This window comes from Pseudomonas zhanjiangensis (assembly GCF_041027545.1).
Classification (GTDB): domain Bacteria; phylum Pseudomonadota; class Gammaproteobacteria; order Pseudomonadales; family Pseudomonadaceae; genus Aquipseudomonas; species Aquipseudomonas zhanjiangensis.
In genome coordinates this window covers 223080-246022 of the sequence record NZ_JBFTEG010000004.1, presented here as the reverse complement: position 1 = coordinate 246022, position 22943 = coordinate 223080, and the positions used below count along the sequence as shown (strand labels likewise).

Annotated in this window: 21 protein-coding genes; 16 read left to right on the top strand and 5 right to left on the bottom strand. The window is 64.9% G+C overall.

What is annotated here, in order from left to right; genetic code table 11:
• The first annotated feature begins 89 nt into the window (after positions 1–89).
• The 9 genes from desA (at position 90) to AB5S05_RS08070 (ending at position 8417) form a co-directional block, all read left to right on the top strand.
• On the top strand, positions 90–1274 hold the full coding sequence (gene desA, locus AB5S05_RS08110) for a delta-9 fatty acid desaturase DesA (protein WP_369286995.1): 1185 nt from the start codon (positions 90–92) through the stop codon (positions 1272–1274).
• A 186-nt stretch (positions 1275–1460) separates the two neighbouring features.
• Positions 1461–2432, top strand: a complete 972-nt coding sequence (locus AB5S05_RS08105; RefSeq protein WP_369286994.1) for a GGDEF domain-containing protein — start codon at positions 1461–1463, stop codon at positions 2430–2432.
• Positions 2433–2919: 487 nt separating this feature from the next.
• Positions 2920–4179, top strand: coding sequence for an OprD family porin (locus AB5S05_RS08100; protein ID WP_369286993.1), 1260 nt, complete (start codon positions 2920–2922; stop codon positions 4177–4179).
• 227 nt (positions 4180–4406) lie between these two features.
• Positions 4407–4733 (top strand): ArsR/SmtB family transcription factor, encoded by a 327-nt coding sequence (locus tag AB5S05_RS08095; protein ID WP_369286992.1) that lies wholly within the window; start codon positions 4407–4409, stop codon positions 4731–4733.
• On the top strand, positions 4730–5161 hold the full coding sequence (locus AB5S05_RS08090; RefSeq protein WP_369286991.1) for a YeeE/YedE family protein: 432 nt from the start codon (positions 4730–4732) through the stop codon (positions 5159–5161). The genes AB5S05_RS08095 and AB5S05_RS08090 overlap by 4 nt, the downstream gene beginning before the upstream one ends.
• Before the next feature lie 2 nt (positions 5162–5163).
• Complete coding sequence (locus tag AB5S05_RS08085) at positions 5164–5583, top strand: DUF6691 family protein (RefSeq protein ID WP_369286990.1); 420 nt, start codon at positions 5164–5166, stop codon at positions 5581–5583.
• 13 nt (positions 5584–5596) lie between these two features.
• A complete protein-coding gene (locus AB5S05_RS08080; RefSeq protein WP_369286989.1) occupies positions 5597–5788 on the top strand; it encodes a YgaP family membrane protein in 192 nt (63 codons plus the stop codon).
• A 47-nt stretch (positions 5789–5835) separates the two neighbouring features.
• The gene (locus tag AB5S05_RS08075) at positions 5836–6702 is read left to right on the top strand and encodes an MBL fold metallo-hydrolase (RefSeq protein ID WP_369286988.1); all 867 of its coding nucleotides are present in this window, start codon (positions 5836–5838) and stop codon (positions 6700–6702) included.
• The gene (locus AB5S05_RS08070) at positions 6699–8417 is read left to right on the top strand and encodes a SulP family inorganic anion transporter (protein WP_369286987.1); all 1719 of its coding nucleotides are present in this window, start codon (positions 6699–6701) and stop codon (positions 8415–8417) included. The genes AB5S05_RS08075 and AB5S05_RS08070 overlap by 4 nt, the downstream gene beginning before the upstream one ends.
• A 43-nt stretch (positions 8418–8460) precedes the next feature.
• Here the strand turns inward: AB5S05_RS08070 and aguA are convergent, their stop codons facing one another.
• The 5 genes from aguA to AB5S05_RS08045 form a co-directional block, all read right to left on the bottom strand.
• Positions 8461–9558: an agmatine deiminase gene (gene aguA / locus AB5S05_RS08065; protein ID WP_369286986.1), complete on the bottom strand. Its 1098-nt coding sequence runs from the start codon at positions 9556–9558 to the stop codon at positions 8461–8463.
• A 77-nt stretch (positions 9559–9635) separates the two neighbouring features.
• Positions 9636–10514 carry an N-carbamoylputrescine amidase gene (aguB, locus tag AB5S05_RS08060; RefSeq protein WP_369286985.1) on the bottom strand — a complete coding sequence of 293 codons (879 nt, stop codon included), beginning with the start codon at positions 10512–10514 and terminating at the stop codon, positions 9636–9638.
• A gap of 253 nt (positions 10515–10767) precedes the next feature.
• Positions 10768–11409: a TetR/AcrR family transcriptional regulator gene (locus tag AB5S05_RS08055; protein WP_369286984.1), complete on the bottom strand. Its 642-nt coding sequence runs from the start codon at positions 11407–11409 to the stop codon at positions 10768–10770.
• 80 nt (positions 11410–11489) lie between these two features.
• The gene (locus tag AB5S05_RS08050) at positions 11490–12575 is read right to left on the bottom strand and encodes an extracellular solute-binding protein (RefSeq protein WP_369286983.1); all 1086 of its coding nucleotides are present in this window, start codon (positions 12573–12575) and stop codon (positions 11490–11492) included.
• Between the two features lie 164 nt (positions 12576–12739).
• Positions 12740–14119 (bottom strand): glutamine synthetase family protein, encoded by a 1380-nt coding sequence (locus tag AB5S05_RS08045; protein WP_369286982.1) that lies wholly within the window; start codon positions 14117–14119, stop codon positions 12740–12742.
• Between the two features lie 276 nt (positions 14120–14395).
• Here AB5S05_RS08045 and AB5S05_RS08040 point away from each other — a divergent pair, with 276 nt between their 5' ends.
• The 7 genes from AB5S05_RS08040 (at position 14396) to AB5S05_RS08010 (ending at position 22745) form a co-directional block, all read left to right on the top strand.
• The gene (locus AB5S05_RS08040; protein ID WP_369286981.1) at positions 14396–15178 is read left to right on the top strand and encodes a gamma-glutamyl-gamma-aminobutyrate hydrolase family protein; all 783 of its coding nucleotides are present in this window, start codon (positions 14396–14398) and stop codon (positions 15176–15178) included.
• 15 nt (positions 15179–15193) lie between these two features.
• Positions 15194–16552, top strand: a complete 1359-nt coding sequence (locus tag AB5S05_RS08035) for a glutamine synthetase family protein (RefSeq protein WP_369286980.1) — start codon at positions 15194–15196, stop codon at positions 16550–16552.
• Positions 16553–16615: 63 nt separating this feature from the next.
• Complete coding sequence (locus AB5S05_RS08030; RefSeq protein WP_369286979.1) at positions 16616–17989, top strand: aspartate aminotransferase family protein; 1374 nt, start codon at positions 16616–16618, stop codon at positions 17987–17989.
• Positions 17990–18152: 163 nt separating this feature from the next.
• Positions 18153–19247, top strand: coding sequence for a polyamine ABC transporter substrate-binding protein (locus tag AB5S05_RS08025; protein ID WP_369286978.1), 1095 nt, complete (start codon positions 18153–18155; stop codon positions 19245–19247).
• A gap of 551 nt (positions 19248–19798) precedes the next feature.
• Positions 19799–20941, top strand: a complete 1143-nt coding sequence (gene potA, locus AB5S05_RS08020; RefSeq protein WP_369286977.1) for a polyamine ABC transporter ATP-binding protein — start codon at positions 19799–19801, stop codon at positions 20939–20941.
• On the top strand, positions 20938–21849 hold the full coding sequence (locus AB5S05_RS08015) for an ABC transporter permease subunit (protein ID WP_369286976.1): 912 nt from the start codon (positions 20938–20940) through the stop codon (positions 21847–21849). Before potA ends, AB5S05_RS08015 begins: the two co-directional genes overlap by 4 nt.
• On the top strand, positions 21846–22745 hold the full coding sequence (locus AB5S05_RS08010; RefSeq protein WP_369286975.1) for an ABC transporter permease subunit: 900 nt from the start codon (positions 21846–21848) through the stop codon (positions 22743–22745). Before AB5S05_RS08015 ends, AB5S05_RS08010 begins: the two co-directional genes overlap by 4 nt.
• Positions 22746–22943 lie beyond the last annotated feature (198 nt).

Genomic DNA, 22943 nt, shown 5'->3' with positions numbered 1-22943 from the left:
TGGTTTTTTGTCTTCGGTCAGGGATAATACTTTTAGGCCTGCTTGTTGGAGCCGGGCCGCGTGTTTCTTTGCAAGAGGCAGCAGCATCCATGTGGTACAACGGTTTTCTCGATCTGTCGGCCTGGCAGGTGATCGCGGCTGTCTTGCTGATGACGCACGTCACCATCGTCAGCGTCACGGTCTATCTGCATCGCTATTCTGCCCATCGCGCCCTGGAATTACACCCGGCGCTCAAGCATTTCTTCCGCTTCTGGCTGTGGCTGACCACCGGGCAGAACACCCGCGAATGGACGGCCATTCACCGCAAGCATCACGCCAAGTGTGAGACCGTCGAGGATCCGCACAGCCCGGTGATCAAGGGTCTGGGCACGGTGCTGCGCAAGGGCGCGGAACTCTACCAGGAAGAGGCGAAGAACCCGGAAACCCTGCGCATCTACGGCAAGAACTGCCCGGACGACTGGGTCGAGCGCCACCTCTATTCGCGCTATCCGACCGGCGGTATTGCCCTGATGGCCCTGATCGACCTGGCCCTGTTCGGCGTCATCGGCATCACCGTGTGGGCCATTCAGATGATGTGGATCCCGGTCTGGGCGGCGGGGGTGATCAATGGACTAGGCCATGCGGTCGGCTATCGCAACTTCGAGTGCCGCGATGCCGCGACCAATCTGCTGCCCTGGGGCATCCTGATCGGCGGCGAGGAGCTGCACAACAACCATCACACCTACCCCAACTCGGCCAAGCTGTCGGTGCGCAAGTGGGAGTTCGACATGGGCTGGGCGTGGATCCAGCTGTTCCGCCTGCTGGGCCTGGCCAAGGTGCAGCGGGTGGCGCCGATCGCCCACCGGGTCAGCGGCAAGCGCAGCCTGGACATGGACACCGCCATGGCCATCCTCAACAACCGCTTCCAGATCATGGCGCAGTACCGCCAGCTGGTGATCGCGCCGCTGGTCAAGCTGGAGCTGGCCAAGGCCGACGAGTCGGTCCGCCACCTGTTCCGCCGGGCCAAGCGCCTGCTGGCGCGCGAGACCAGCCTGCTCGACGAGCAGCACCAGCGGCGCATCGACGCCATGCTGGCGCAGAGCCAGGTCCTCAAGGTGATCTACGAGAAGCGCCTGGCACTGCAGCAGATCTGGGTCAGGACCAGCTCCAACGGCCACGAGATGCTCGAGGCGATCAAGCAATGGGTCCACGAGGCCGAGGCCAGTGGCATCCAGTCGCTGCACGACTTTGCCGAGCAGCTGAAGACCTACTCGTTGCGCCCCACGGCCGCCTGAGCCGCCAATGCCCCGACTGGTTCGGGGCATTTTTTTGCGCCGGCGCTTTGCGGCGCAGGGGCTCTAGGTCGAGGCAAACAGGCTCGCGGACGGCTACGCTCACCAGCTAGTGGGCGTCCCGTGCATTGCGCTGGCGACCCACTATGCTGCGTTTATCGCCCCGGTCTTCGTCAGGAAATCGATGTAGTGGTCGAGCACAACAACATTCCCAGCGAACTGGAAGACTTGACCCTGGCCTTGTTGCATTGCCGCGGCGAGGTCGAGCGCCTGCGCGAGCGCGAGTGGCTGTTCAGCACCCTGCTCGGCAGCGTCAATGCCGTGCTCTGGGCCTTCGACTGGCAGGCCCAGCGGGTGATCTATGTCAGCCCGGCCTACGAGCGGATCTTCGGCCGCTCGGCGGCGCTGTTGCTGGCCGACTACGCCGAGTGGCGCAACAGCATCTATCCGGATGACCTGGACTTCGCCGTCGAAAGCCTGGCCAAGGTGCTGGAAACCGGCGCGGTCGAGTCCCGCGAGTACCGCATCATCCGTGGCGACGGGCAGCTGCGCTGGCTCAACGACAAGTGCTTCGTCAGCCGCCACTGCGAGGCCGGTCGGCCATTGGTGGTGGTCGGTATCGCCGAGGACATCACCGAGAAGAAGCAGCTGGAAGGCGAGTTGCAACGCCTGGCGACCACCGACGTGCTGACCCAGAGCAGCAACCGCCGGCATTTCTTCGAGTGCGCCCAGCGAGAATTTTTGCTCGCCCGGCAGTTCGGCAACCCGCTGGCGTTCCTCCTGCTCGACCTGGACAACTTCAAGCAGATCAACGACAGCTATGGCCACCAGATGGGCGACCAGGTGCTGCAGCAACTGGCCAAGTGCGGCGCCTCGGTGTTGCGCCGCGGCGACCTGTTCGGGCGTATCGGTGGCGAGGAGTTCGCCGCCCTGCTGCCCGGCTGTGAGCCGGTGCTGGCCGAGCAGATCGCCGAGCGCCTGCAGCGCGAAGTGCAGCGGTTGAGCTTCAGTCATGAAGGCAAGCAGTTCGGCGTCACCGCGAGCCAGGGCTTGACCAGCCTGCGCGGCGACGATGCCAGCCTGGATGCGCTGTTCGCGCGCGCCGATGCGGCCATGTACCAGGCCAAGCGCCAGGGCAAGAACCAGATCGTCTACGCCTGAAAGAGAGTTACCGGGTTGGCGATTTGCCGCCGTTGTCGCCTGCCAACTCGGCGAAATTCCGCCTATTGCGGCGGGTGCGCTTGACCGCGATCCCCTTTCGTTTCCCCACCGCCATCGGGATAGAGCGCCCGCCGCCTGCCGGCGGGCGCTTGGCACACTAACTGCTCATGGCTCGTCAGCCCATTTCGACGAAATGACAAAAACAAGTCGAAAAAACTGTCGAGGCCTCTCATGCCAGTCCTGACTGCGAACCTGCTCGCATCCGCATCCGCATCCGCATCCGCATCCGCATCCGTGGCGGCCATGCCCGCCTGGCGTGTCTGCTCCGGCAGGCCGCCGCGGCTGAAATTCCGCTCCCCCCGCCCGTTGCCCGGCAGGCCCGATCTGCGCGAGTGAGCCCACCGAATTCGTTGCGTGCCTGCCGCTTCGTTGCCGAAGCCGGTGCCCGTGTCGAAGTGCCACCCTCAACACACTGGAGAAAACCATAATGAGAAAGACCTCCCTGGCGCTGGCCGTAGCCGCCGGCACCCTGGGCTTGTCCCTGAGCCAAGTCGCCAACGCCGAGTTCATCAAGGACAGCAAGGCCAGCCTGGAAGCCCGCAACTTCTATTTCAACCGTGACTTCCGCCAGCCAGGCGGCAACAAAGGCCAATCCAAGGCTGAGGAGTGGGCCCAGGGCTTTATCCTGCGCATGGACTCCGGCTATACCGAGGGCACCGTAGGCTTCGGTATCGACAGCATCGGCATGCTCGGCTTCAAGCTGGACTCCGGCGATGGCACGGCGGGCAGCGGCCTGCTGGTGCCCGACCGTTCGGGCGGCTCCCAGGACTACTCCTCGGACCTGGCGGTGGCCGCCAAGGCCAAGCTGTCCAAGAGCACCCTGCGCGTGGGCAGCATGCAGTTCAAGAACATGGCCATCGCCTCCAGCGACAGCCGCCTGACCCCGCAGGTGTTCAAGGGCGGCCAGCTGATCTCCCAGGAAATCGACGGCCTGACCCTCGATGGCGGCTACCTGCGCGAGGTCAACAACCGCAACTCAGGTGACTTCGAAGACCTGTCGATGACTATCGGTACCAAGAGCGACATTAAGGTCACGGGCGACAAGACCACCGACTCCTTCCAGTTCCTCGGCGGCAACTACAAGCTGACCCAGGACCTGACCGCCGGCTACTACTATTCCAACCTGGAAGACCTGTACAAGCAGAACTCCTTCAACTTGGTGCATGTACTGCCGCTGGGCGAAGGCCAGAGCCTGAAGGCCGACCTGCGCTATGCCCGTTCCACCGACGACGGCCGCAGCAACGTCGACAACAAGGCCCTGGGGGCGATGCTCACCTACGGCCTGGCCGGCCATAGCCTGGGGCTGGGCTACCAGAAGATGAGCGGCGACACCGGTGCCGCCTACCTCGCTGGTACCGACCCGTTCCTGGTCAACTACGTGCAGATCGGCGACTTCGCCAACAAGGACGAGACTTCCTGGCAGGCGCGCTACGACTTCAACTTCGCCAGCATCGGCGTGCCCGGCCTGACCTTCATGACCCGCTACCTCAGCGGCGACAACGTCGATCTGGGCGCGGCCGGCAACGGCAAGGAATGGGAGCGCGATACCGAGTTGATGTACGTGTTCCAGCAGGGCGCGCTGAAGAACCTCGGGGTGCGCTGGCGCAACGCCATGGTGCGCTCGAACTTCACCAACGACATCGACGAAAACCGCCTGATCCTCAGCTACACCCTGCCGCTGTTCTGATGGCAGCCCCCACTCAGGGGGAAGGCGCAGTCGAGCAGTTGCATCCTGCTCGACCGCGATGAAACCGTTGAGCCCGGACCCTGTTCCGGGCTTTTTTCTGCCTGCCGCGAGGGCGTACCTCACGCCGCGGTGGCCGCTGGTCGGGATCCGGGCAATGCCGGCGGCCGGGGCTTGCCAGTCACTATATGAAAACATATATTGTTTTTAGTTTAATTGAGGCTGTACTCATGAATGCTTCCGAACAGGCGCTGGATATCCAGCAGCTGCGCGCCAATGCCGATGCGGCCGGGCAATTGCTCAAGGCTCTGGCCAATCCAGACCGGCTGTTGCTGCTCTGCCAGCTGTCGCAAGGCGAGCGCAACGTCAGCGAGCTGGAATCCCTGCTGGGGATCCAGCAGCCGACCCTGTCCCAGCAACTGGCGGTGCTGCGTCGCGAGGGCCTGGTGGCGACCCGCCGCGAGGGCAAGCAGATCTACTACAGCATCAGCAGCCCGGCCGCCCTGGCGGTGATCAACACCCTGTATCAACTGTTCTGCGCAGGGGAAACCCCGTGAGCGTTGATTGGCTTCACTTCACCCCCTGGACGTCGCTGGCCGGCGGCGCCCTGATCGGCCTGGCCGCCGCCCTGTTCGTGTTATGCAACGGGCGCATTGCCGGGATCAGCGGCTTGCTCGGCGCCGTGCTGGAGGGGGGCGAGGGGCGTGGCGAGAAGGCGATGTTCCTGCTCGGCCTGCTCCTGGCGCCGCTGCTCTGGGGGCTGTTCGCGGCGTTGCCGCGGATCGAGTTCCAGAGCGGCTGGCTCGGCCTGCTGGTGGCCGGCCTGCTGGTCGGCCTCGGCACCCGCTACGGTTCCGGCTGCACCAGCGGCCACGGCGTCTGCGGGGTGTCGCGGCTGTCGCCACGCTCGCTGGTGGCGACGCTGGCCTTTATGGCAGCCGGATTCGCCACGGTGTTTGTCCTGCGTCATCTGCTGGGAGGTTGAACATGCGCAAACTGATGGCGTTGCTGGCCGGACTGATCTTTGGCCTGGGCCTGCTGCTTTCGGGCATGGCCAACCGGAGCAAGGTGCTCGCCTTTCTCGACCTGGCCGGGGCCTGGGATCCGTCGCTGCTGCTGGTGATGGCCGGCGCCATCGGCGTCGCCGCCGCCCCCCTGGCCTGGGCCAAGGGACGGTCACGCTCGCTGCTAGGCGCGCCCATGCAGCTGCCGGTCAAGCGCGAGCTGGATCGGCGACTGATCGTCGGCAGCCTGGTGTTCGGCATCGGCTGGGGTATTGCCGGTATCTGTCCGGGCCCGGCGCTGGCCATCCTGCTCGGCGGCCACTGGCAGATCCTGTTGTTCGTGCTGGCCATGCTGGCCGGAATGCTGCTGTTTACCGCGCTGGAATCTCGGCGCAACCACTGACCTGGAGGTCATTATGAAACGCAATGTGGGAACCCTCGATCGCGGCCTGCGCATCGCCGCCGGCCTGATTCTGATCGGCCTGAGCCTGAGTGGGACGATCGGCCTGTGGGGCTGGATCGGTCTGGTGCCGCTGGCCACTGGCGTCTTGCGCGTGTGCCCGGGCTACTCGCTGCTGGGCATCTCCAGCTGCAAGGCAAAGGGCTGAGGTCAAGTTCGCCGGCGGCCTGCGGGCCGCCGAGTGGAGGAGTTGTTATGTCGCCTGAAATCGTCGCCTTCTTCGATGCTGCCACGTCCACCTACAGCTATGTGGTCAGCGATCCGGCCAGCGGCCGCTGCGCCATCATCGACCCGGTGCTGGACTACGATCCGGCAGCGGGGCGCACCTCGCATGTCGGGGTCGACCGCCTGGTCGCCCACGTCCGCGCGCAGGGCTTGACGCTGGACTGGGTACTGGAAACCCACGTGCATGCCGACCACCTGTCGGCCGCCGCCTACCTCAAGCAAGAGCTGGGCGGCCGGCTGGCGATCGGCGAGCGGGTCACCCAGGTTCAGGAGACCTTCGGCAAGCTATTCAATGCCGGCGAGGCATTCGCCACCGACGGGCGTCAGTTCGACCGGCTGCTGCGCGACGGCGAGCGCTTCGCCGTCGGCGGCCTCGAGGCCCAGGCGCTGCACACTCCGGGGCACACCTCGGCGTGCATGACCTACCTGATCGGCGATGCCGCCTTCGTCGGCGACACCCTGTTCATGCCGGACTACGGCACCGCCCGCTGCGACTTTCCCGGCGGCGACGCACGGGCCCTGTACCGCTCGATCCACAGGCTGTTCGCGTTGCCCGATGACACGCGCCTGTACATGTGCCACGACTACAAGGCGCCGGGACGCGATCACCACCTGTACCAGACCACGGTGGCCGAGCAGCGCGCGCATAACGTGCAGGTGCATGAGGGCGTCGACGAGGAGAGCTTCGTCGCCATGCGCCGCGCCCGCGACGCCGAGCTGGACATGCCGGCGCTGATCCTGCCTTCGGTGCAGGTCAACATGCGCGGCGGCGAGCTGCCGCCGGCCGAGGACAACGGCACGCGCTACCTGAAGATCCCGCTGAACGTGCTCGGATGAACTGGCGTCCGAGCTGGTTGCACGGCTATAACCGCTGGCAGGCCGGCCAGGACGGGCTGGCCGCGCTGATCGTCAGCCTGATGCTAATTCCGCAGAGCTTGGCCTATGCCATGCTCGCCGGCCTACCGCCGGTCAGCGGGCTGTACGCGAGCATCTTGCCGCTGCTGGGCTACGCCCTGTTCGGTTCCAGCCGCACCCTGGCGGTGGGGCCGGTGGCGGTGGTGTCGCTGATGACCGCGGCCACCCTCGGGCCGCTGTTCGCCCCGGGCAGCGCCGAGTACGTTGGCGCGGCCATGCTCCTGGCGCTGCTGTCCGGGCTGTTTCTGGTGGCCATGGCCATGCTGCGCCTGGGTTTCGTCGCCAACTTCCTCAGTCACCCGGTGATCTCCGGTTTTATCAGCGCTTCGGGGATTCTGATCGCGGTGGGGCAGCTCAAACATATCTTCGGGGTCGCCATCGGCGGCGAAACCCTCTGGCAGCTGCTGCCCGCGCTGTTCGGCCAGCTGCCGGCGCTGCACGGGACGACCCTGGCCATCGGCGCCGGCAGCCTGCTGCTGCTGTGGTGGGTGCGCAGCTACCTCAAGCCCTGCCTGCTGCGTTGCGGCGTGGCGCCGGCGCTGGCCGGCGACCTGGCCAAGGCCGGGCCGGTGCTGGCGATCGTCGTTTCGATCCTGCTGGTGACCTGGCTGCAGCTGGATCAGGCCGGGGTCAAGGTGGTGGGGGCGGTTCCCCAGGGCCTGCCGGGGTTGCGCCTGCCGGTGCTGGACCTGCAACTGGCCCTGCAGCTGCTGCCGGCCGCGGTGCTGATCAGCCTGGTCGGCTTCGTCGAGTCCGTTTCGGTGGCGCAGACCCTGGCGGCCAAGCGTCGCCAGCGCATCGAGCCGGACCAGGAGCTGCTCGGCCTGGGCGCCGCCAACCTGGTGGCGGCGGTCAGCGGTGGCTTTCCGGTGACCGGCGGCTTCGCCCGCTCGGTGGTCAACTTCGAGGCGGGCGCGCAGACGCCCATGGCCGGGGTCATGACCGCGGCGGGCATTGCCGTCAGCGTGTTGCTGTTCACCCCGCTGCTGCACAACCTGCCACAGGCGGTGCTGGCGGCGACCATCATCGTCGCCGTGCTCGGCCTGGTCGACCTCGGCTCGCTCAAGCGCACCTGGCACTTCTCCCGGGCCGATGGCGCGGCCCAGGGCGCGACCCTGGGCGGGGTGCTGCTGCTCGGGGTCGAGAACGGCATCCTGCTCGGCGTCGGCCTGTCGCTGTTGCTGTTCCTCTGGCGCACCAGCCGGCCGCACGTGGCGGTGGTCGGCCAGCTGCCGGGCAGCGAGCACTTTCGCAATGTCGAACGGCATTCGGTGGTGCAGAGCCCCAGCGTGTTGTCGCTGCGAGTCGACGAGAGCCTGTATTTCCCCAATGCGCGCTACCTGGAGGAGCGCATCGGCGAGTTGATCGCGGCGCGGCCGCTGGTGCGCCACCTGGTGCTGATGTGTTCGGGGGTCAATCTGATCGATGCCAGTGCCCTGGACAGCCTGGAGGCCATCGCCGAGCGCCTGCGCAGCGCCGGGGTGCAGCTGCACCTGTCGGAGGTCAAGGGGCCGGTGATGGACCAGCTCAAGCGCTCGGACTTCATCGAGTGCTTCGGCGGCCAGGTGTTCGTCAGCCAGTACCAGGCCCAGCAGGCGCTGGACCCGGAGAGTGCCCAGCGCGCCCTGGCACGCTGAGCGCTCCGGCGGTCCGGCGGTCCGGCGATCGGGCGCCTCGAGGTCAGGCCGCCGGCTGCTGCTGGGTGATGCAGTGGATGTTGCCGCCGCCGAGGAGGATCTCGCGGCCCGGCACCATGACCACGCGGTGCTCGGGGAACAGGCCCTGGAGGATGGCGCGGGCTTCCTCGTCCTTGGGGTCGTCGAAGCAGGGCGCGATGATGCCGCCGTTGACGATCAGGAAGTTGACGTAGGAGCCGGCCAGGCGCACCTCGGGGCTGCGCTCCTGGGTGCCGGCCACCAGGTCGACCCCGGCGCACTCCTCGGCGGTGGCGTGCAGCGGCCCGGGAATCGGCATCTTGTGCACGATCAGCTGGCGACCACGGGCGTCGCGGGCGCCTTGCAGCACCTGCATCGCCGCCTGGCAGCGCGGGTAGTTGGGGTCCTGCGGGTCGTCGGTCCAGGCCAGCAGCACCTCGCCGGGGCGCACGTAACAGCAGAAGTTGTCGACGTGGCCGTCGGTCTCGTCGTTGTACAGGCCGTCCGGCAGCCAGATCACGGTGTCGACTGCCAGGTACTCGTGCAGCATCTGCTCGATCGCCTCGCGCCCCAGGTGCGGGTTGCGGTTGCGGTTGAGCAGGCACTCCTCGGTGGTGATCAGGGTGCCTTCGCCGTCGACGTGGAACGAGCCGCCCTCGAGGACGAAGCCCTCGGTGCGGTAGCGCGCGCAGCGCTCGATCTCGAGGATCTTGCTGGCCACCTGGTCGTCGCGGTTCCAGGGGAAGTACAGGCCGCCGTCGAAGCCGCCCCAGGCGTTGAAGGCCCAGTCGACGCCGCGCACTTCACCCAGGCCATTGCTGACGAAGGTCGGCCCGGTGTCGCGGACCCAGGCGTCGTCGCTGCTGATCTCCACCACGCGGATGCTGGGATGGTCGAGGCGCGCGCGGGCGTTCTCATACTGGGAGGCAGAGACGCAGACGCTCACCGGTTCGAACTCGGCGATGGCCTTGGCCACCGCGGTAAAGGCGCTCTGCGCCGGCTTGCCGCCCAGGCGCCAGTTGTCCGGGCGCTCCGGCCAGACCATCCAGGTCTGGCTGTGGGTTTCCCACTCGGCCGGCATGCGAAAGCCGTCGGCGCGGGCTGTGCTGTTGAGGGTGGTCATTGCATATACCTGCATGGGCAGAGGCGGGCGCGGCTCGGGCTGGCAAAAGCCATCCGAGCCGCGCCCGCGGAAGAGGGTCAGGATTCCAGGTAGCCGTCCAGGGTCTTGATCGGGCCGTAGAGGTTCGGCCGGCGATCACGGAAGCTGCCCCAGGCGCTGCGGATGTGCTCCAGCTGGTCCAGGTCGAACTGGTGCACCAGCACGCCTTCCTCGGTCTCGTTCAGTTCCTCGACCTTCTTGCCGAACTGGTCGGCGATGAAGGAGCTGCCGTAGAAGGTGATGTGGTAGCCGTCCTGGTCTTCGCGGCCGATGCGGTTGCTGGCCACCAGCGGCATCAGGTTGGCGCCGGCGTGGCCCTGCTGCACACGCTGCCAGTGGTCGCGCGAGCTGATGCTCGGGTCGTGCGGCTCGCTGCCAATGGCAGTCGGGTAGAACAGGATCTCGGCACCGAGCAGCGCCATGCTGCGCGCGCACTCGGGGAACCACTGATCCCAGCAGATGCCCACGCCGATCTTGGCGTAACGGGTATTCCACACCTTGAAGCCGGTATCGCCCGGGTTGAAGTAGTACTTCTCGTGGTAGCCGGGGCCGTCCGGGATGTGGCTCTTGCGATAGATCCCGAGGTTGCTGCCGTCGGCGTCGATGATCGCGATGCTGTTGTAGCGCGCGCGCCCAGCCAGCTCGAAGAAGCTGATCGGCAGCACCACCTGCAGCTCCTTGGCGACGTTCTGGAAGTGGGCGATGGCCTCGTTGGTCTCGACCGTGGTGGCCAGCTGCAGGTAGTCCGGGTTGGGCTTCTGGCAGAAATACGGGGTCTCGAACAATTCCTGGATCAGGATGATCTGCGCGCCCTGGGCGGCGGCCTGGCGCACCAGCTTCTCGGCGTTGGCGACATTGGCGGCGCGATTCCAGGAACAGGCCATCTGGGTGGCGGCGACGGTGACGATGCGGGACATGGAACACCTCGTAAGAACGATGAGCGGTGGTCGTTACACGCTAGCAGACGAGCGGTGACGGTGGGGTGCCGGCGGACGCGGGGTCGTCGGCTACTGAGTGACTTTATAGCCGATAAAAATCCGCTTTGAAAGCCTGTTTTTTTTATATCAATGGTTATTTCGATAAAAACACGGATAAAAATCTGCGTTTTGTGGCGACAGGGGCGGCCATGGAAGCACTCCGAGGGGCCCGGCGGGTGTCGATGCGGCGGGGTCAGGCCAGGGGGGCGGCGCGCTTGGGCAGGCAGGGCGGCAGGTACAGGCCCAGGTAGGCGTCGAACACGCGCATGCCCTCCTCGGCCAGCCGCGGGCTGATGTGGCCGTGCAGCTGCACCGAGCGGGCGTAGACCCGGTCGCCCAGTTCCATGGCCAGGGCGAAGACATCGACATCGTCCGGCAGCGGCGGCAGGGCGAAGTGGCGTTCGAACAGGGCCTGCATCGCCTGGCCCAGTTCGATGTCGTGCTGGCGGTCGGCCTGGGTCACCTCGCTCAGGCCGTGCTGGGCCAGGATCAGCTGGCGCGCCGCGGCATCACGGGCGTAGATCGCCAGCATGCGCTGCTCGACGATACGCGACAGGTCACGCCAGTCGCGCAGTTCGGCATGGGCGACCGGCTCCTGCAGGCAGGCGCGGAAGGCCGCGTGGATATCCGCGGTGAGGCCCTCGAGCAGGGCCGGCACGCTGGCGAAGAAGTGGTAGACCGAGGACGGCGGTATGGCCGCACGCTCGGCCACGGCGTAGATCGACAGGCTGGCCACGCCCTGTTCGGCGAGCAGTTCGCGGGCCGTCGCCAGGATCACGGCGATGCGAGCCTGGCTGCTGGCGCGGGGTTTGCGGGCGGTGGCGGGGCGCGGCATGGCGATCATCTCGGCAAGGGATGCGCTATTGGACGTCAGCCGGCGCCCCGCAGGCAAGCCGGCAGACTCGGCCCGATGCTTCAGTCGGTGCCGCGAAAGCCTTTCCAGACGCCCTCGAGGGCCTCGCGGTGCTTGTCGGTCAGGTTTTCCAGGGCGAACAGGCGGCGCTTGGTGTCGCGGTCCGGATAGAGCCCCGGCTGGTCGCGCAGGGCTTCGCCGAGAAACGCCTTGGAGTCGGCGTTGCCATTGGGATAGAGGGTTTCCTCGGTAATCAGGGCGGCGACCTTGGGCTGCATCAGGTAGTCGATGAACTGGTGGGCGAGGTCGGCGCGGCGCGCGTTGCGCGGGATCACCAGGTTGTCGATGAACAGCACCGAGCCCTCGTTCGGCACCACGAAGCGTACCGGCTGGCCGGCATCGGCGGCGGCCAGGGCGTCGCCGACCCAGGCCATGGCCACGCACAGACTGCCGTTGTTGAGGTCGTCGATGTAGCGGTCGCTGGAGACATACTTGAGGTGCGGCCGCAGTCCGGCCAGCAGGCTGCCGGCGCGCTCGATGCGGCTCGGCGCGCTGCGCGCCAGGCGCCGACCCTGGTAATTGAGCAGCAGCGACAGGGTTTCATCCGGCGCGTCCAGCACGCTCAGGCCGCAGTTCGCCAGGCGCGCGCTCTGCTCGGCATCGAACAGCAGGCTCCAGCTGTCCGGCAGCGGCCCGCCGAAGGCCGCCTCGGCCTTGGGCGTATTGATTGCCAGGCCCACCGCGCCCCACAGGTAGGGCACCGCATGGCGATTGCTCGGGTCGACCGCGGCCAGCTTGCTCAGCAGTTCCTTGTCCAGGTGGCGACGATTGGGCAGGCGGGCGAAGTCCAGCGGCTGCAGGCTGCCGGCCGCGATCAGGGCGCTCAGGGCATCGTTGGAGGGCACGGCGACGTCGAAGGCCTCGCCATTGCTCAGGGCCTGGTTGAGTTCTTCGGCGGTGGTGAAGGTGCGGTATTCGACCCGCACGCCGGTGTCGGCCTCGAAGGCTTCGAGCACCTGGGGAGCTATGTAGTCGTTCCAGTTGTAGACCCTGATCTGTTCCTGGCCTGCTTCCGCCGGGACGGTCTGCGCGGCCTGGGTCAACAGCGGGGTCAGTGTGAGCAGCAGCGAAGCGATCAGGCGGGGCATGGGGCTCTCCCTGTGAGCAAAGGCGCCTGTGCGGCGCGCAGGCGGGTTGAGCACGGCAAGGTGTCGCCGGGACGCAGGCGAACGGGCGCGGCCAGAGTGTTCGGGCAGTGGACGGTGCCGGCTGGATAAAACGACGCCGGCTCGGGGCCGGCGTCGGGTCGTGCTTACACGGTGTGCAGGTACCAGTTGTACTCGAGGTCGGAGATGGTGGTCTCGAACTCCTCCAGTTCGGCCTCTTTACAGGCGACGAAGATGTCGATGTATTTCGGATCGATGTACTTGTTCAGTACTTCGCTGTCATCGAGTTCGCGCAGGGCGTCGCGCAGGTTGTTCGGCAGGCTCTGTTCGAGCTGCTCGTAGGAGTTGCCCTCGATCGGTTCGCCCGGCTCGAGCTTGTTGGTCATGCCGTGGTGAATGCCGGCGAGGATCGCGGCCATCATCAGATAGGGGTTGGCATCGGCGCCGGCGACGCGGTGCTCGATGCGTACCGCATCGGGGCTGCCGGTCGGTACCCGCACCGCCACGGTACGGTTGTCCAGGCCCCAGCTCGGCGCATTGGGCACGTAGAACTGGGCGCCGAAACGCCGGTAGGAGTTGACGTTGGGGCAGAGGAAGGCCATCGAGGCCGGCATGGTCTCCAGCACGCCGCCGATGGCGTGACGCAGCACGTCGCACTGCAGCGGATCTTCGGAGGTGAAGATGTTCTGCCCGGTCTTCTTGTCGAGCAGCGAGATGTGCACGTGCAGGCCGTTGCCCGCCTGGCCCGGGTAGGGCTTGGCCATGAAGGTCGAGTCCATCTCGTGGTCGTAGGCGATGTTCTTGATCAGGCGCTTGAGCAGCAGCGCGTGGTCGCAGGCCTTGAGCGCATCCTTGGTGTGATGCAGGTTGACCTCGAACTGGGCCGGGGCGCTTTCCTTGACGATGGCGTCGGCCGGCAGGTCCTGCTCCTTGGCGGCTTCGAGCATGTCCTGCAGGCAGTCGACATACTCGTCGAGGTCGTCGATCAGGTAGACCTGGGTCGAATGCGGACGCTTGCCGGAAATCGGTGAGCGCGGCGGCTGCGGACGGCCGTTCACGTTCTCCTGGTCGATCAGGTAGAACTCCAGTTCGAAAGCGGCGCAGATGGTCAGGCCTAGTTCGTCGAACTTCTCCACCATCTGCCGCAACACTTCCCGTGGGTCGGCGAAGAAGGGCGTGCCGTCCAGTTCGTGCATGGTCATCAGCAGCTGCGCGGTGGGGCGCTTCTGCCAGGGTTCATTGCACAGGGTGTTGGGGATGGGGAAGCAGATACGGTCGGCGTCGCCGATATCCAGGCCCAGGCCGGTGCTTTCCACCGTGGAGCCGTTGATGTCGAGGGCGAACAGCGAGGCGGGCAGGTTGATGCCTTTCTCGTACACCTTGTGGAGGCTGGCGCGTTCGATGCGCTTGCCGCGCACCACGCCATTCATATCTGCAATAAGAAGGTCGACGAACTGGACCTCAGGATGTTCCTTAAGGAACGCGTTCGCTTCATTAAGCTGAACGGCACGCGGGGGTACCGACATGATGCAACACCTTTTTTGTTAAAAATATCAATCATGCAATTGCACGGGTATGAGTCAATCTTAAACACCTGACGCTGTCAAGAGTGGCTCGTTCTGCCCCAAAAAGAGGCTGTGTGGCCAATTTAAGGGCATTTGCGCGGGTGCGAGGGTGGTGCGCCACCTTGCCTGGCGCGGTGCTCAGCGGGGTGTGTTCAATTTTTTACATGGCTATTGTGAAAAAAAATGAACAACGCTAAGCTCCGTCCAAACCCATAACAGCAATAAAACGGGTGTCCCATGTCGCGCCAGCCGTTAATCGGCGTCACCGCCTGCACCAAGATGGTCGGTGAGCATCTGCACCATATCACCGGCGATAAGTACGTTCGCGCCGTCGCTGTCGGCGCCGGCGGCTTGCCACTGATCATTCCGGCGCTGGGCGAGCTGCTCGACCCGCAGACCCTGCTCGCCAGTCTGGACGGCCTGCTGTTCACCGGCTCGCCCTCCAATGTCGAACCGCATCATTATAGTGGCCCCGCCAGCGTGGCCGGCACTGCCCATGATCCGGCGCGTGACCAGACCACCCTGCCGTTGATCCGCCAGGCGATCGCCGCCGGCATTCCGCTGCTGGGCATCTGTCGCGGCTTCCAGGAAATCAACGTGGCCTTTGGTGGCACCCTGCACCAGCGGGTGCACGAGGTCGCCGGGCTGATGGACCATCGCGAGCCGGCGCATGAACCGCTGCAGGTGCAGTATGCCCCGCGCCACCCGCTGCAGGTGCAGCCGGGCGGCCTGCTCGCCGGCCTCGGCTTGGCGAGCGAGATTCGCGTCAATTCCATTCATGGCCAGGGCGTTGAGCGTCTGGCGCCGGGCCTGCGCGTCGAGGCACTGGCGCCCGACGGGTTGGTCGAGGCTTTTTCCGTCGAAGGTGCACAAAGCTTCGCCCTGGGGGTGCAATGGCACCCCGAGTGGCAGGTAGCATCCAACCCAGATTATCTCGCCATCTTTCAGGCCTTTGGTGAGGCTTGCAGGAAGAGGGCGGGGCAACGCCGAACCGACTATAAAGAAGTCGGCTTTCTATAAACCCTTGAGGTCTCTATGAGTACCAAAATGGACCAGCTCACCAGCTGGTTGAAAGAACGCAAAATCACCGAAGTTGAATGCCTGGTCAGCGATCTTACCGGTATCGCCCGGGGCAAGATCTCGCCGACCAACAAGTTCCTCGACGAGAAGGGCATGCGCCTGCCCGAGAGTGTGCTGCTGCAGACCGTCACCGGCGACTACGTCGAGGACGACATCTATTACGAGTTGCTCGACGAGGCGGACATCGACATGTTCTGCCGCCCCGACGAGAACGCGGTATTCCTGGTGCCCTGGGCCCTCGAACCGACCGCCATGGTGATCCACGACAGCTTCGACAAGCAGGGCAACCCGATCGAACTGTCGCCACGCAACATCCTCAAGAAAGTGCTGAAGATGTACGCCGACCGGGGCTGGCAGCCGATAGTCGCCCCGGAGATGGAGTTCTACCTGACCAAGCGCTGCAGCGACCCGGACTTCCCCCTGGAGGCGCCGATGGGCCGCTCCGGGCGCCCCGAGGTCGGCCGCCAGTCATTCTCCATCGACGCGGCCAACGAGTTCGATCCGCTGTTCGAGGATGTCTACGACTGGTGCGAGCTGCAGAACCTGGACCTCGACACCCTGATCCATGAAGACGGTCCGGCGCAGATGGAAATCAACTTCCGTCACGGTGGCGCCCTGCACCTGGCCGACCAGATCACCGTGTTCAAGCGCACCATGCGCGAGGCTGCGCTCAAGCACGACGTGGCGGCGACCTTCATGGCCAAGCCGATCACCGATCAGCCGGGCAGCGCCATGCACATCCACCAGAGCGTGGTCGACGTGACGACCGGCAGGAACATCTTCTCCAACGAAGACGGCTCCATGAGCGAGCTGTTCCTGCACCACATCGGCGGCCTGCAGAAGTTCATTCCCGAGCTGCTGCCGCTGTTCGCCCCGAGCGTCAACTCGTTCCGCCGCTTCCTGCCGGACACCTCGGCCCCGGTCAACGTCGAGTGGGGCGAGGAAAACCGCACCGTCGGCCTGCGCGTGCCGGAAGCCGGCCCGCAGAACCGTCGGGTGGAGAACCGCCTGGCCGGCGCCGATGCCAACCCCTATCTGGTCCTGGCGGCGAGCCTGCTGTGCGGCTACATCGGCATGGTCGAGGGCATCAACCCGAGTGCGCCGGTCAAGGGCCGTGGTTACGAGCGGCGCAACCTGCGCCTGCCGTTGACCCTGGAGGCCGCGCTGGAGCGCATGGAGGCCTGCCAGGCCGCCGGCAAGTACCTGGGCGAGAAGTTCGTGCGCGGCTACGTGGCGGTCAAGCGCGCCGAGCATGAAAATTTCAAGCGGGTGATCAGCTCCTGGGAGCGCGAATTCCTGCTGTTGTCGGTCTGAGCGAGCGGGGGCCGGCGCCTGAGCCGTCCGGCCCCCGAGCAATGCATGCAATCTGAGGTGGCTATGAGCAAACCCGTGAACAACCCGAAAACCCGCGAATGGCAGGCGATGAGCCGCGAGCACCACCTGGCGCCGTTCAGCGACTACCAGCAGCTGGCGGAGGTGGGCCCGCGCATCATCACCAAGGCCGATGGCGTCTACCTGTGGGACAGCGAGGGGCACAAGATCCTCGATGCCATGGCCGGCCTCTGGTGCATGGCGGTGGGCTATGGCCGCGAGGAGTTGGTCGAGGCGGCAGCCACACAGATGCGCGAGCTGCCCTTCTACAACACCTTCTTCATGACCGCCCACCCGCCGGTGCTGGAGCTGGCCAAGGCGATCGCCGACATCGCCCCCAAGGGTCTGAATCATGTGTTCTTCACCGGTTCTGGCTCGGAAGGCAACGACACCATGTTGCGCATGGTTCGTCATTACTGGGCGCTCAAGGGCAAGCCGAGCAAGAAGGTGATCATCTCCCGGGAAAACGCCTATCACGGCTCCACCGTGGCCGGCGCCAGCCTTGGCGGCATGAAGGGCATGCACGAGCAGGGTGATCTGCCGATCCCGGGCATCGTGCACATCCCCCAGCCCTACTGGTTCGGCGAGGGTGGCGACATGTCGCCGGAAGAGTTCGGCGTCTGGGCCGCCAATCAGCTGGAGCAGAAGATCCTCGAAGTCGGGGTCGACAAGGTCGCCGCCTTTATCGCCGAGCCGATCCAGGGCGCCGGTGGCGTGATCATCCCGCCTGACAGCTACTGGCCGCGGATCCGCGAGATTCTCGCCAAGTACGACATCTTGTTTGTGGCCGACGAGGTGATCTGCGGTTTCGGCCGCACCGGCGAGTGGTTCGGCAGCGACTTCTACGGCAACGCGCCGGACATGATGACCATCGCCAAGGGCCTGACCAGCGGCTACGTGCCCATGGGCGGCCTGATCGTACGTGACGAGATCGTCGAGGTGCTCAACCAGGGCGGCGACTTCAACCACGGCTTCACCTACTCCGGGCATCCGGTGGCGGCGGCGGTGGCCCTGGAGAACCTGCGCATCCTGCGCGAGGAAAAGATCGTCGAGCGGGTCAAGACTGAAACGGCACCCTATTTGCAGCAACGCCTGCGCGAGCTGGCCGACCACCCGCTGGTGGGCGAGGTGCGCGGCGTGGGCATGCTCGGGGCGATCGAGCTGGTGAAGGACAAGGCGACCCGCGAGCGTTTCCCCAGCGAGCTGAGCGTGGGCATGGTCTGCCGCGGTCACTGCTTCAACAACGGCCTGATCATGCGCGCGGTGGGCGACACCATGATCATTTCGCCGCCGCTGGTGATCAACAAGGCCGAGATCGACGAGTTGGTGGCCAAGGCCCGCCAGTGCCTCGACCTGACCGCCGCCGAAGTACTCGGGTAAGGCACGGGGGTTGCAAGTTTTGCCAGGCAGTTATGCCTGGAAGTTGTAAAGAGTGCTGCGACATTGCCAGACTGCATCAGTGCGCAGGCCTGGCCCACCGGCAGGAGCGACAGCCAGGCTGTGCACCCACCGGATAACTTCTACAACAACAGGAGCTGTACGCATGAAACTATTCGGCAAAACCCTTCTCGCGTTGTCCTTGGCGAGCGCCTTCGCTGGTGCCGTGCAGGCCGAGGAGAAAGTGCTGCACGTGTATAACTGGTCGGACTACATCGCCGAAGACACCATCGAGAACTTCGAGAAGGCAACCGGCATCAAGGTCGTCTACGACGTCTTCGACAGCAACGAAACCCTGGAAGCCAAGCTGCTTTCCGGTGGCTCGGGCTACGACGTGGTGGTGCCGTCCAACCAGTTCCTGGCCAAGCAGATCAAGGCCGGGGTCTTCCAGAAGCTGGACAAGTCCAAGCTGCCGAACTGGAAGAACCTCAACCCTGACCTGATGAAGGCCCTGGAGAATGCCGACCCGGGCAACCAGTACGCCTTCCCTTACCTGTGGGGCACCACCGGCATCGGCTACAACCCGGAGAAGGTCAAGGCGGCGCTGGGCGTCGACAAGATCGATTCCTGGGACGTGATGTTCAAGCCGGAGAACATGGAAAAGCTCAAGTCCTGTGGTGTTTCCATGCTCGATGCGCCGGATGAGGTCTATGCCGCCGCCCTGCACTACCAGGGTCTGAGCCCGAACCCGACCAGCGTCGACGACGTGAAGAAGGCTGAAAAGCTGCTGCTGACGATTCGTCCGTACGTCACCTACTTCCACTCCTCCAAGTACATCTCCGACCTGGCCAACGGCAACATCTGCGTGGCCCTGGGCTGGTCCGGCGACGTGTTCCAGGCGCAGGCCCGTGCCGAGGAAGCGAAGAACGACGTACCGGTCGCCTATGCCATTCCCAAGGAAGGCGCCGCGTCCTTCTTCGACATGATGGCGATCCCGGCCGACTCCAAGCACGTCGACGAGGCCCACGCCTTCCTCAACTACATCCTCACCCCGGAAGTGATTGCGCCGATCTCCAACTACGTCGCCTATCCGAACGGCAACAGCGCCGCCACGCCGCTGGTCGACGAGGAAATCCGCAACAACCCGGGCATCTACCCGACCGAGGAAGCCTCGAAGAAGCTCTACACCTTCAAGGAGCTGAACCCCAAGGTTCAGCGGGCAATCACTCGTAGCTGGACCAAGGTGAAGTCCGGCCAGTAAGGCGACACCGCGTCACCCTGTTTCTGGCGGGCCCGCCCGCCAGAAACCCTAACAACAAGAAGGAAGTCTGCATGCGTAGTTCAATCTGTCCGCCCGGCCACGCGCCGGTACCCCCTGCGCCCACGGGCACCGCCGCGAGATCGAGCGTCGATTGCCGCGCCCACGGGCTGGCGGTGAACGGTTGACCGCCAGCAGTCTCTTTCGATAGGCAAGCAGCCCTCTTGCAGCTGGGCCGCCTATCAGGGCGCAAGCGGCCATTGCCCGCCAGGTGCTGCGGTCGTTCCCAGGCGCTTGCCAAGGTCGATGTGAGGCCCAGAAGGCCCCGACCAACGATTAGTTCCGCGACGCCGATCCTTCGCCGGGTCGGGCCGTACGCAACGACGTGGCAGCGAGCCCGTCACCAGCGGTTCTGGACAAGTTGTTTATCTCGGCGGAGTTGCCGACCACGCTACAAGGCCGCTGACCCGAAGCTGGATACGGGGCAGACCAGGCCAGTAATTCCAAACGCCCGACCACGGTGGAAGGGCGCTACTTTTGCGGGAGTTTTGGTAATGGCAGTTGCTTCCAGTGCCTATAAAAAGGTCCTCGAAGGCGATCAGCAACCCAAAGAGGTGTTGGTCAAGATCGAGCGTGTAACGAAGAAGTTCGACGAAACCATTGCGGTCGACGACGTGTCGCTGACCATCAACAAGGGCGAGATCTTCGCCCTGCTGGGTGGCTCGGGCTCGGGCAAGTCGACCCTGCTGCGCATGCTCGCCGGCTTCGAACGGCCAACCGATGGGCGGATCTTCCTCGACGGCGAGGACATCACCGACCTGCCGCCCTACGAGCGGCCGATCAACATGATGTTCCAGTCCTACGCCCTGTTCCCGCACATGAGCGTGGCCGACAACATCGCCTTCGGCCTCAAGCAGGACCGCATGCCCAAGGCCGAGATCGACGCCCGGGTCGAGGAGATGCTCAAGCTGGTGCACATGACCCAGTACGCCAGGCGCAAGCCGCACCAGCTCTCCGGTGGCCAGCGTCAGCGCGTGGCCCTGGCCCGCTCGCTGGCCAAGCGGCCCAAGCTGTTGCTGCTCGACGAGCCGATGGGCGCCCTGGACAAGAAGCTGCGCTCGCAGATGCAGCTGGAGCTGGTGGAGATCATCGAGCGGGTCGGGGTGACCTGCGTGATGGTGACCCACGACCAGGAAGAGGCCATGACCATGGCCCAGCGCATCGCCATCATGCACCTGGGCTGGATCGCCCAGATAGGCAGCCCGATCGACATCTACGAGACCCCGACCAGCCGCCTGGTGTGCGAGTTCATCGGCAACGTCAACCTGTTCGACGGCCAGGTGGTCGAGGACATGGAAGGCCATGCCCTGATCGACAGCCCGGACCTGGAACGCAACATCTTCGTCGGCCACGGCGTCAGCACCTCGGTGCAGGACAAGAGCATCACCTACGCGATTCGCCCGGAGAAGCTGCTGGTCACCACCGAGCAGCCGGGTCACGAGTACAACTGGTCGCGCGGCACCGTGCACGACATCGCCTACCTGGGCGGTCATTCGGTGTTCTACGTCGAGCTGCCCAGCGGCAAGATCGTCCAGTCCTTCGTCGCCAACGCCGAGCGCCGGGGCAGCCGGCCTACCTGGGATGACCAGGTCTACGTCTGGTGGGAGGACGACAGCGGGGTGGCATTGCGCTCATGAACATTTCCCGAAGCATCAGTCGTCGTCTACCCAGGGGCCGTCACTTCGTGATTGGCGTGCCCTTCGTCTGGCTGTTCCTGTTCTTCCTGCTGCCCTTCATCATCGTCCTGAAGATCAGCTTCGCCGAAGCAGACGTGGCCATCCCACCCTATACGGAGATCTACAACTGGGCCGATCAGCAACTGTCGGTCGTGCTCAACCTCGGCAACTACATCTTCCTCAGTGAGGACGAGCTGTACCTGGCCGCCTACCTCGGCTCGATGAAGATGGCCCTGATCAGCACCCTGCTGTGCCTGCTACTCGGCTATCCGATGGCCTACGCCATCGCCCGTGCCGACAAGGAGATGCAGACGGTGTTCCTGCTGCTGATCATGATGCCGACCTGGACGGCCATCCTGATCCGTGTGTATGCCTGGATGGGCATCCTCAGCAACAACGGCCTGCTCAACGGCTTCCTGCAGAGCCTGGGGTTGATCGACGAGCCGCTGCGCATCCTCAACACCAACCTCGCGGTCTATATCGGCATCGTCTACTCCTACCTGCCGTTCATGGTCCTGCCGCTCTACGCCAACCTGGTCAAGCATGACCAGAGCCTGCTGGAGGCGGCGTCCGACCTCGGCTCGAGCAACTTCAACAGCTTCTGGAAGATCACCGTGCCGCTGTCGAAGAACGGCATCATCGCCGGCTGCATGCTGGTGTTCATCCCGGCGGTGGGCGAGTTCGTGATCCCGGAACTGCTCGGCGGTCCGGAGACCCTGATGATCGGCAAGGTGCTGTGGCAGGAATTCTTCAACAACCGCGACTGGCCGGTGGCGTCCGCCCTGGCGGTAGTGATGCTGGCGATCCTGATCGTGCCGATCATCCTGTTCAACCGTAACCAAGCGAAAGAAATGGAGGGCAGAGCATGAAGCGTTACAGTTTCTCGACCATCATGCTGTGGGTCGGCCTGTTGTTCATCTACCTGCCGATGTTGATCCTGGTGATCTACTCCTTCAACGGCTCGCGCCTGGTGACGGTCTGGGGCGGTTGGTCGCTGAAGTGGTACGTCGGCCTGCTCGACAATACCCAGCTGATGAACGCGGTGGCACGTTCGCTGGAAATCGCCCTGTACACGGCGGTGGCGGCGGTGGCACTGGGGACCATGGCGGCCTTCGTGCTGACCCGGGTGACCCGCTTCAAGGGGCGTACCATGTTCGGTGGCCTGGTCACCGCACCGCTGGTGATGCCCGAGGTGATCACCGGTCTGTCGTTGCTGCTGCTGTTCGTGGCCATGGCCCAGCTGATCGGCTGGCCGGCCGAGCGCGGCATCGTCACCATCTGGATCGCCCACACCACCTTCTGCACCGCCTATGTGTCGGTGGTGGTGTCCTCGCGCCTGCGTGAACTGGACCTGTCGATCGAGGAGGCGGCCATGGACCTGGGCGCCAAGCCGTGGAAGGTGTTCTTCCTGATCACCGTGCCGATGATCGCACCGTCCCTGGCGGCGGGTGGCATGATGTCCTTCGCCCTGTCGCTGGACGACCTGGTGCTGGCCAGCTTCGTGTCGGGCCCCGGCTCCACCACCCTGCCGATGGAGATCTTCTCCGCCGTGCGCCTGGGGGTTAAGCCGGAAATCAACGCGGTAGCCAGTCTGATCCTGTTGTCGGTGTCGCTGATGACCTTCCTCATCTGGTTCTTCACCCGGCGTGCCGAAGACAGACGCAAGAAGGCCATCCAGCAGGCCATGGATGAGACCACCGGCGCGGCGCAGATGAAGGGCCCCGACAGCCGTCGCGACCCCTCACAGGTGCACGCCACGGCCTGATGTGCTCAGTCGCCAAAGAACGAAAAAGGGTCACCGCGGTGACCCTTTTTTGTGCCCCGCGTTCGGCGTGTGTGGGCCGATAGGGGCGAAGCGTTGGTCCGATATCTTTAACAAAATGAACCATTTTGTTTGACATATTTTACGGCCGAGGCACACTGGCTCCTGGTTTTGCCCGCCTGCCAGCAGCGCGCATCAGCG

Excerpts from the sequence above, each read along its gene's own strand:
- AB5S05_RS08075 (WP_369286988.1), top strand. The coding sequence starts at position 5,836 with ATGTCGCCTGAAATCGTCGCCTTCTTCGATGCTGCCACGTCCACCTAC.
- AB5S05_RS08080 (WP_369286989.1), top strand. The coding sequence starts at position 5,597 with ATGAAACGCAATGTGGGAACCCTCGATCGCGGCCTGCGCATCGCCGCC.
- AB5S05_RS08025 (WP_369286978.1), top strand. The coding sequence starts at position 18,153 with ATGAAACTATTCGGCAAAACCCTTCTCGCGTTGTCCTTGGCGAGCGCC.
- AB5S05_RS08040 (WP_369286981.1), top strand. The coding sequence starts at position 14,396 with ATGTCGCGCCAGCCGTTAATCGGCGTCACCGCCTGCACCAAGATGGTC.
- aguB (WP_369286985.1), bottom strand. The coding sequence starts at position 10,514 with ATGTCCCGCATCGTCACCGTCGCCGCCACCCAGATGGCCTGTTCCTGG.
- AB5S05_RS08015 (WP_369286976.1), top strand. The coding sequence starts at position 20,938 with ATGAACATTTCCCGAAGCATCAGTCGTCGTCTACCCAGGGGCCGTCAC.
- AB5S05_RS08085 (WP_369286990.1), top strand. The coding sequence starts at position 5,164 with ATGCGCAAACTGATGGCGTTGCTGGCCGGACTGATCTTTGGCCTGGGC.
- AB5S05_RS08010 (WP_369286975.1), top strand. The coding sequence starts at position 21,846 with ATGAAGCGTTACAGTTTCTCGACCATCATGCTGTGGGTCGGCCTGTTG.
- AB5S05_RS08095 (WP_369286992.1), top strand. The coding sequence starts at position 4,407 with ATGAATGCTTCCGAACAGGCGCTGGATATCCAGCAGCTGCGCGCCAAT.
- potA (WP_369286977.1), top strand. The coding sequence starts at position 19,799 with ATGGCAGTTGCTTCCAGTGCCTATAAAAAGGTCCTCGAAGGCGATCAG.
- AB5S05_RS08035 (WP_369286980.1), top strand. The coding sequence starts at position 15,194 with ATGAGTACCAAAATGGACCAGCTCACCAGCTGGTTGAAAGAACGCAAA.
- AB5S05_RS08045 (WP_369286982.1), bottom strand. The coding sequence starts at position 14,119 with ATGTCGGTACCCCCGCGTGCCGTTCAGCTTAATGAAGCGAACGCGTTC.
- AB5S05_RS08050 (WP_369286983.1), bottom strand. The coding sequence starts at position 12,575 with ATGCCCCGCCTGATCGCTTCGCTGCTGCTCACACTGACCCCGCTGTTG.
- AB5S05_RS08030 (WP_369286979.1), top strand. The coding sequence starts at position 16,616 with ATGAGCAAACCCGTGAACAACCCGAAAACCCGCGAATGGCAGGCGATG.
- AB5S05_RS08055 (WP_369286984.1), bottom strand. The coding sequence starts at position 11,409 with ATGCCGCGCCCCGCCACCGCCCGCAAACCCCGCGCCAGCAGCCAGGCT.
- AB5S05_RS08100 (WP_369286993.1), top strand. The coding sequence starts at position 2,920 with ATGAGAAAGACCTCCCTGGCGCTGGCCGTAGCCGCCGGCACCCTGGGC.
- aguA (WP_369286986.1), bottom strand. The coding sequence starts at position 9,558 with ATGACCACCCTCAACAGCACAGCCCGCGCCGACGGCTTTCGCATGCCG.
- desA (WP_369286995.1), top strand. The coding sequence starts at position 90 with ATGTGGTACAACGGTTTTCTCGATCTGTCGGCCTGGCAGGTGATCGCG.
- AB5S05_RS08070 (WP_369286987.1), top strand. The coding sequence starts at position 6,699 with ATGAACTGGCGTCCGAGCTGGTTGCACGGCTATAACCGCTGGCAGGCC.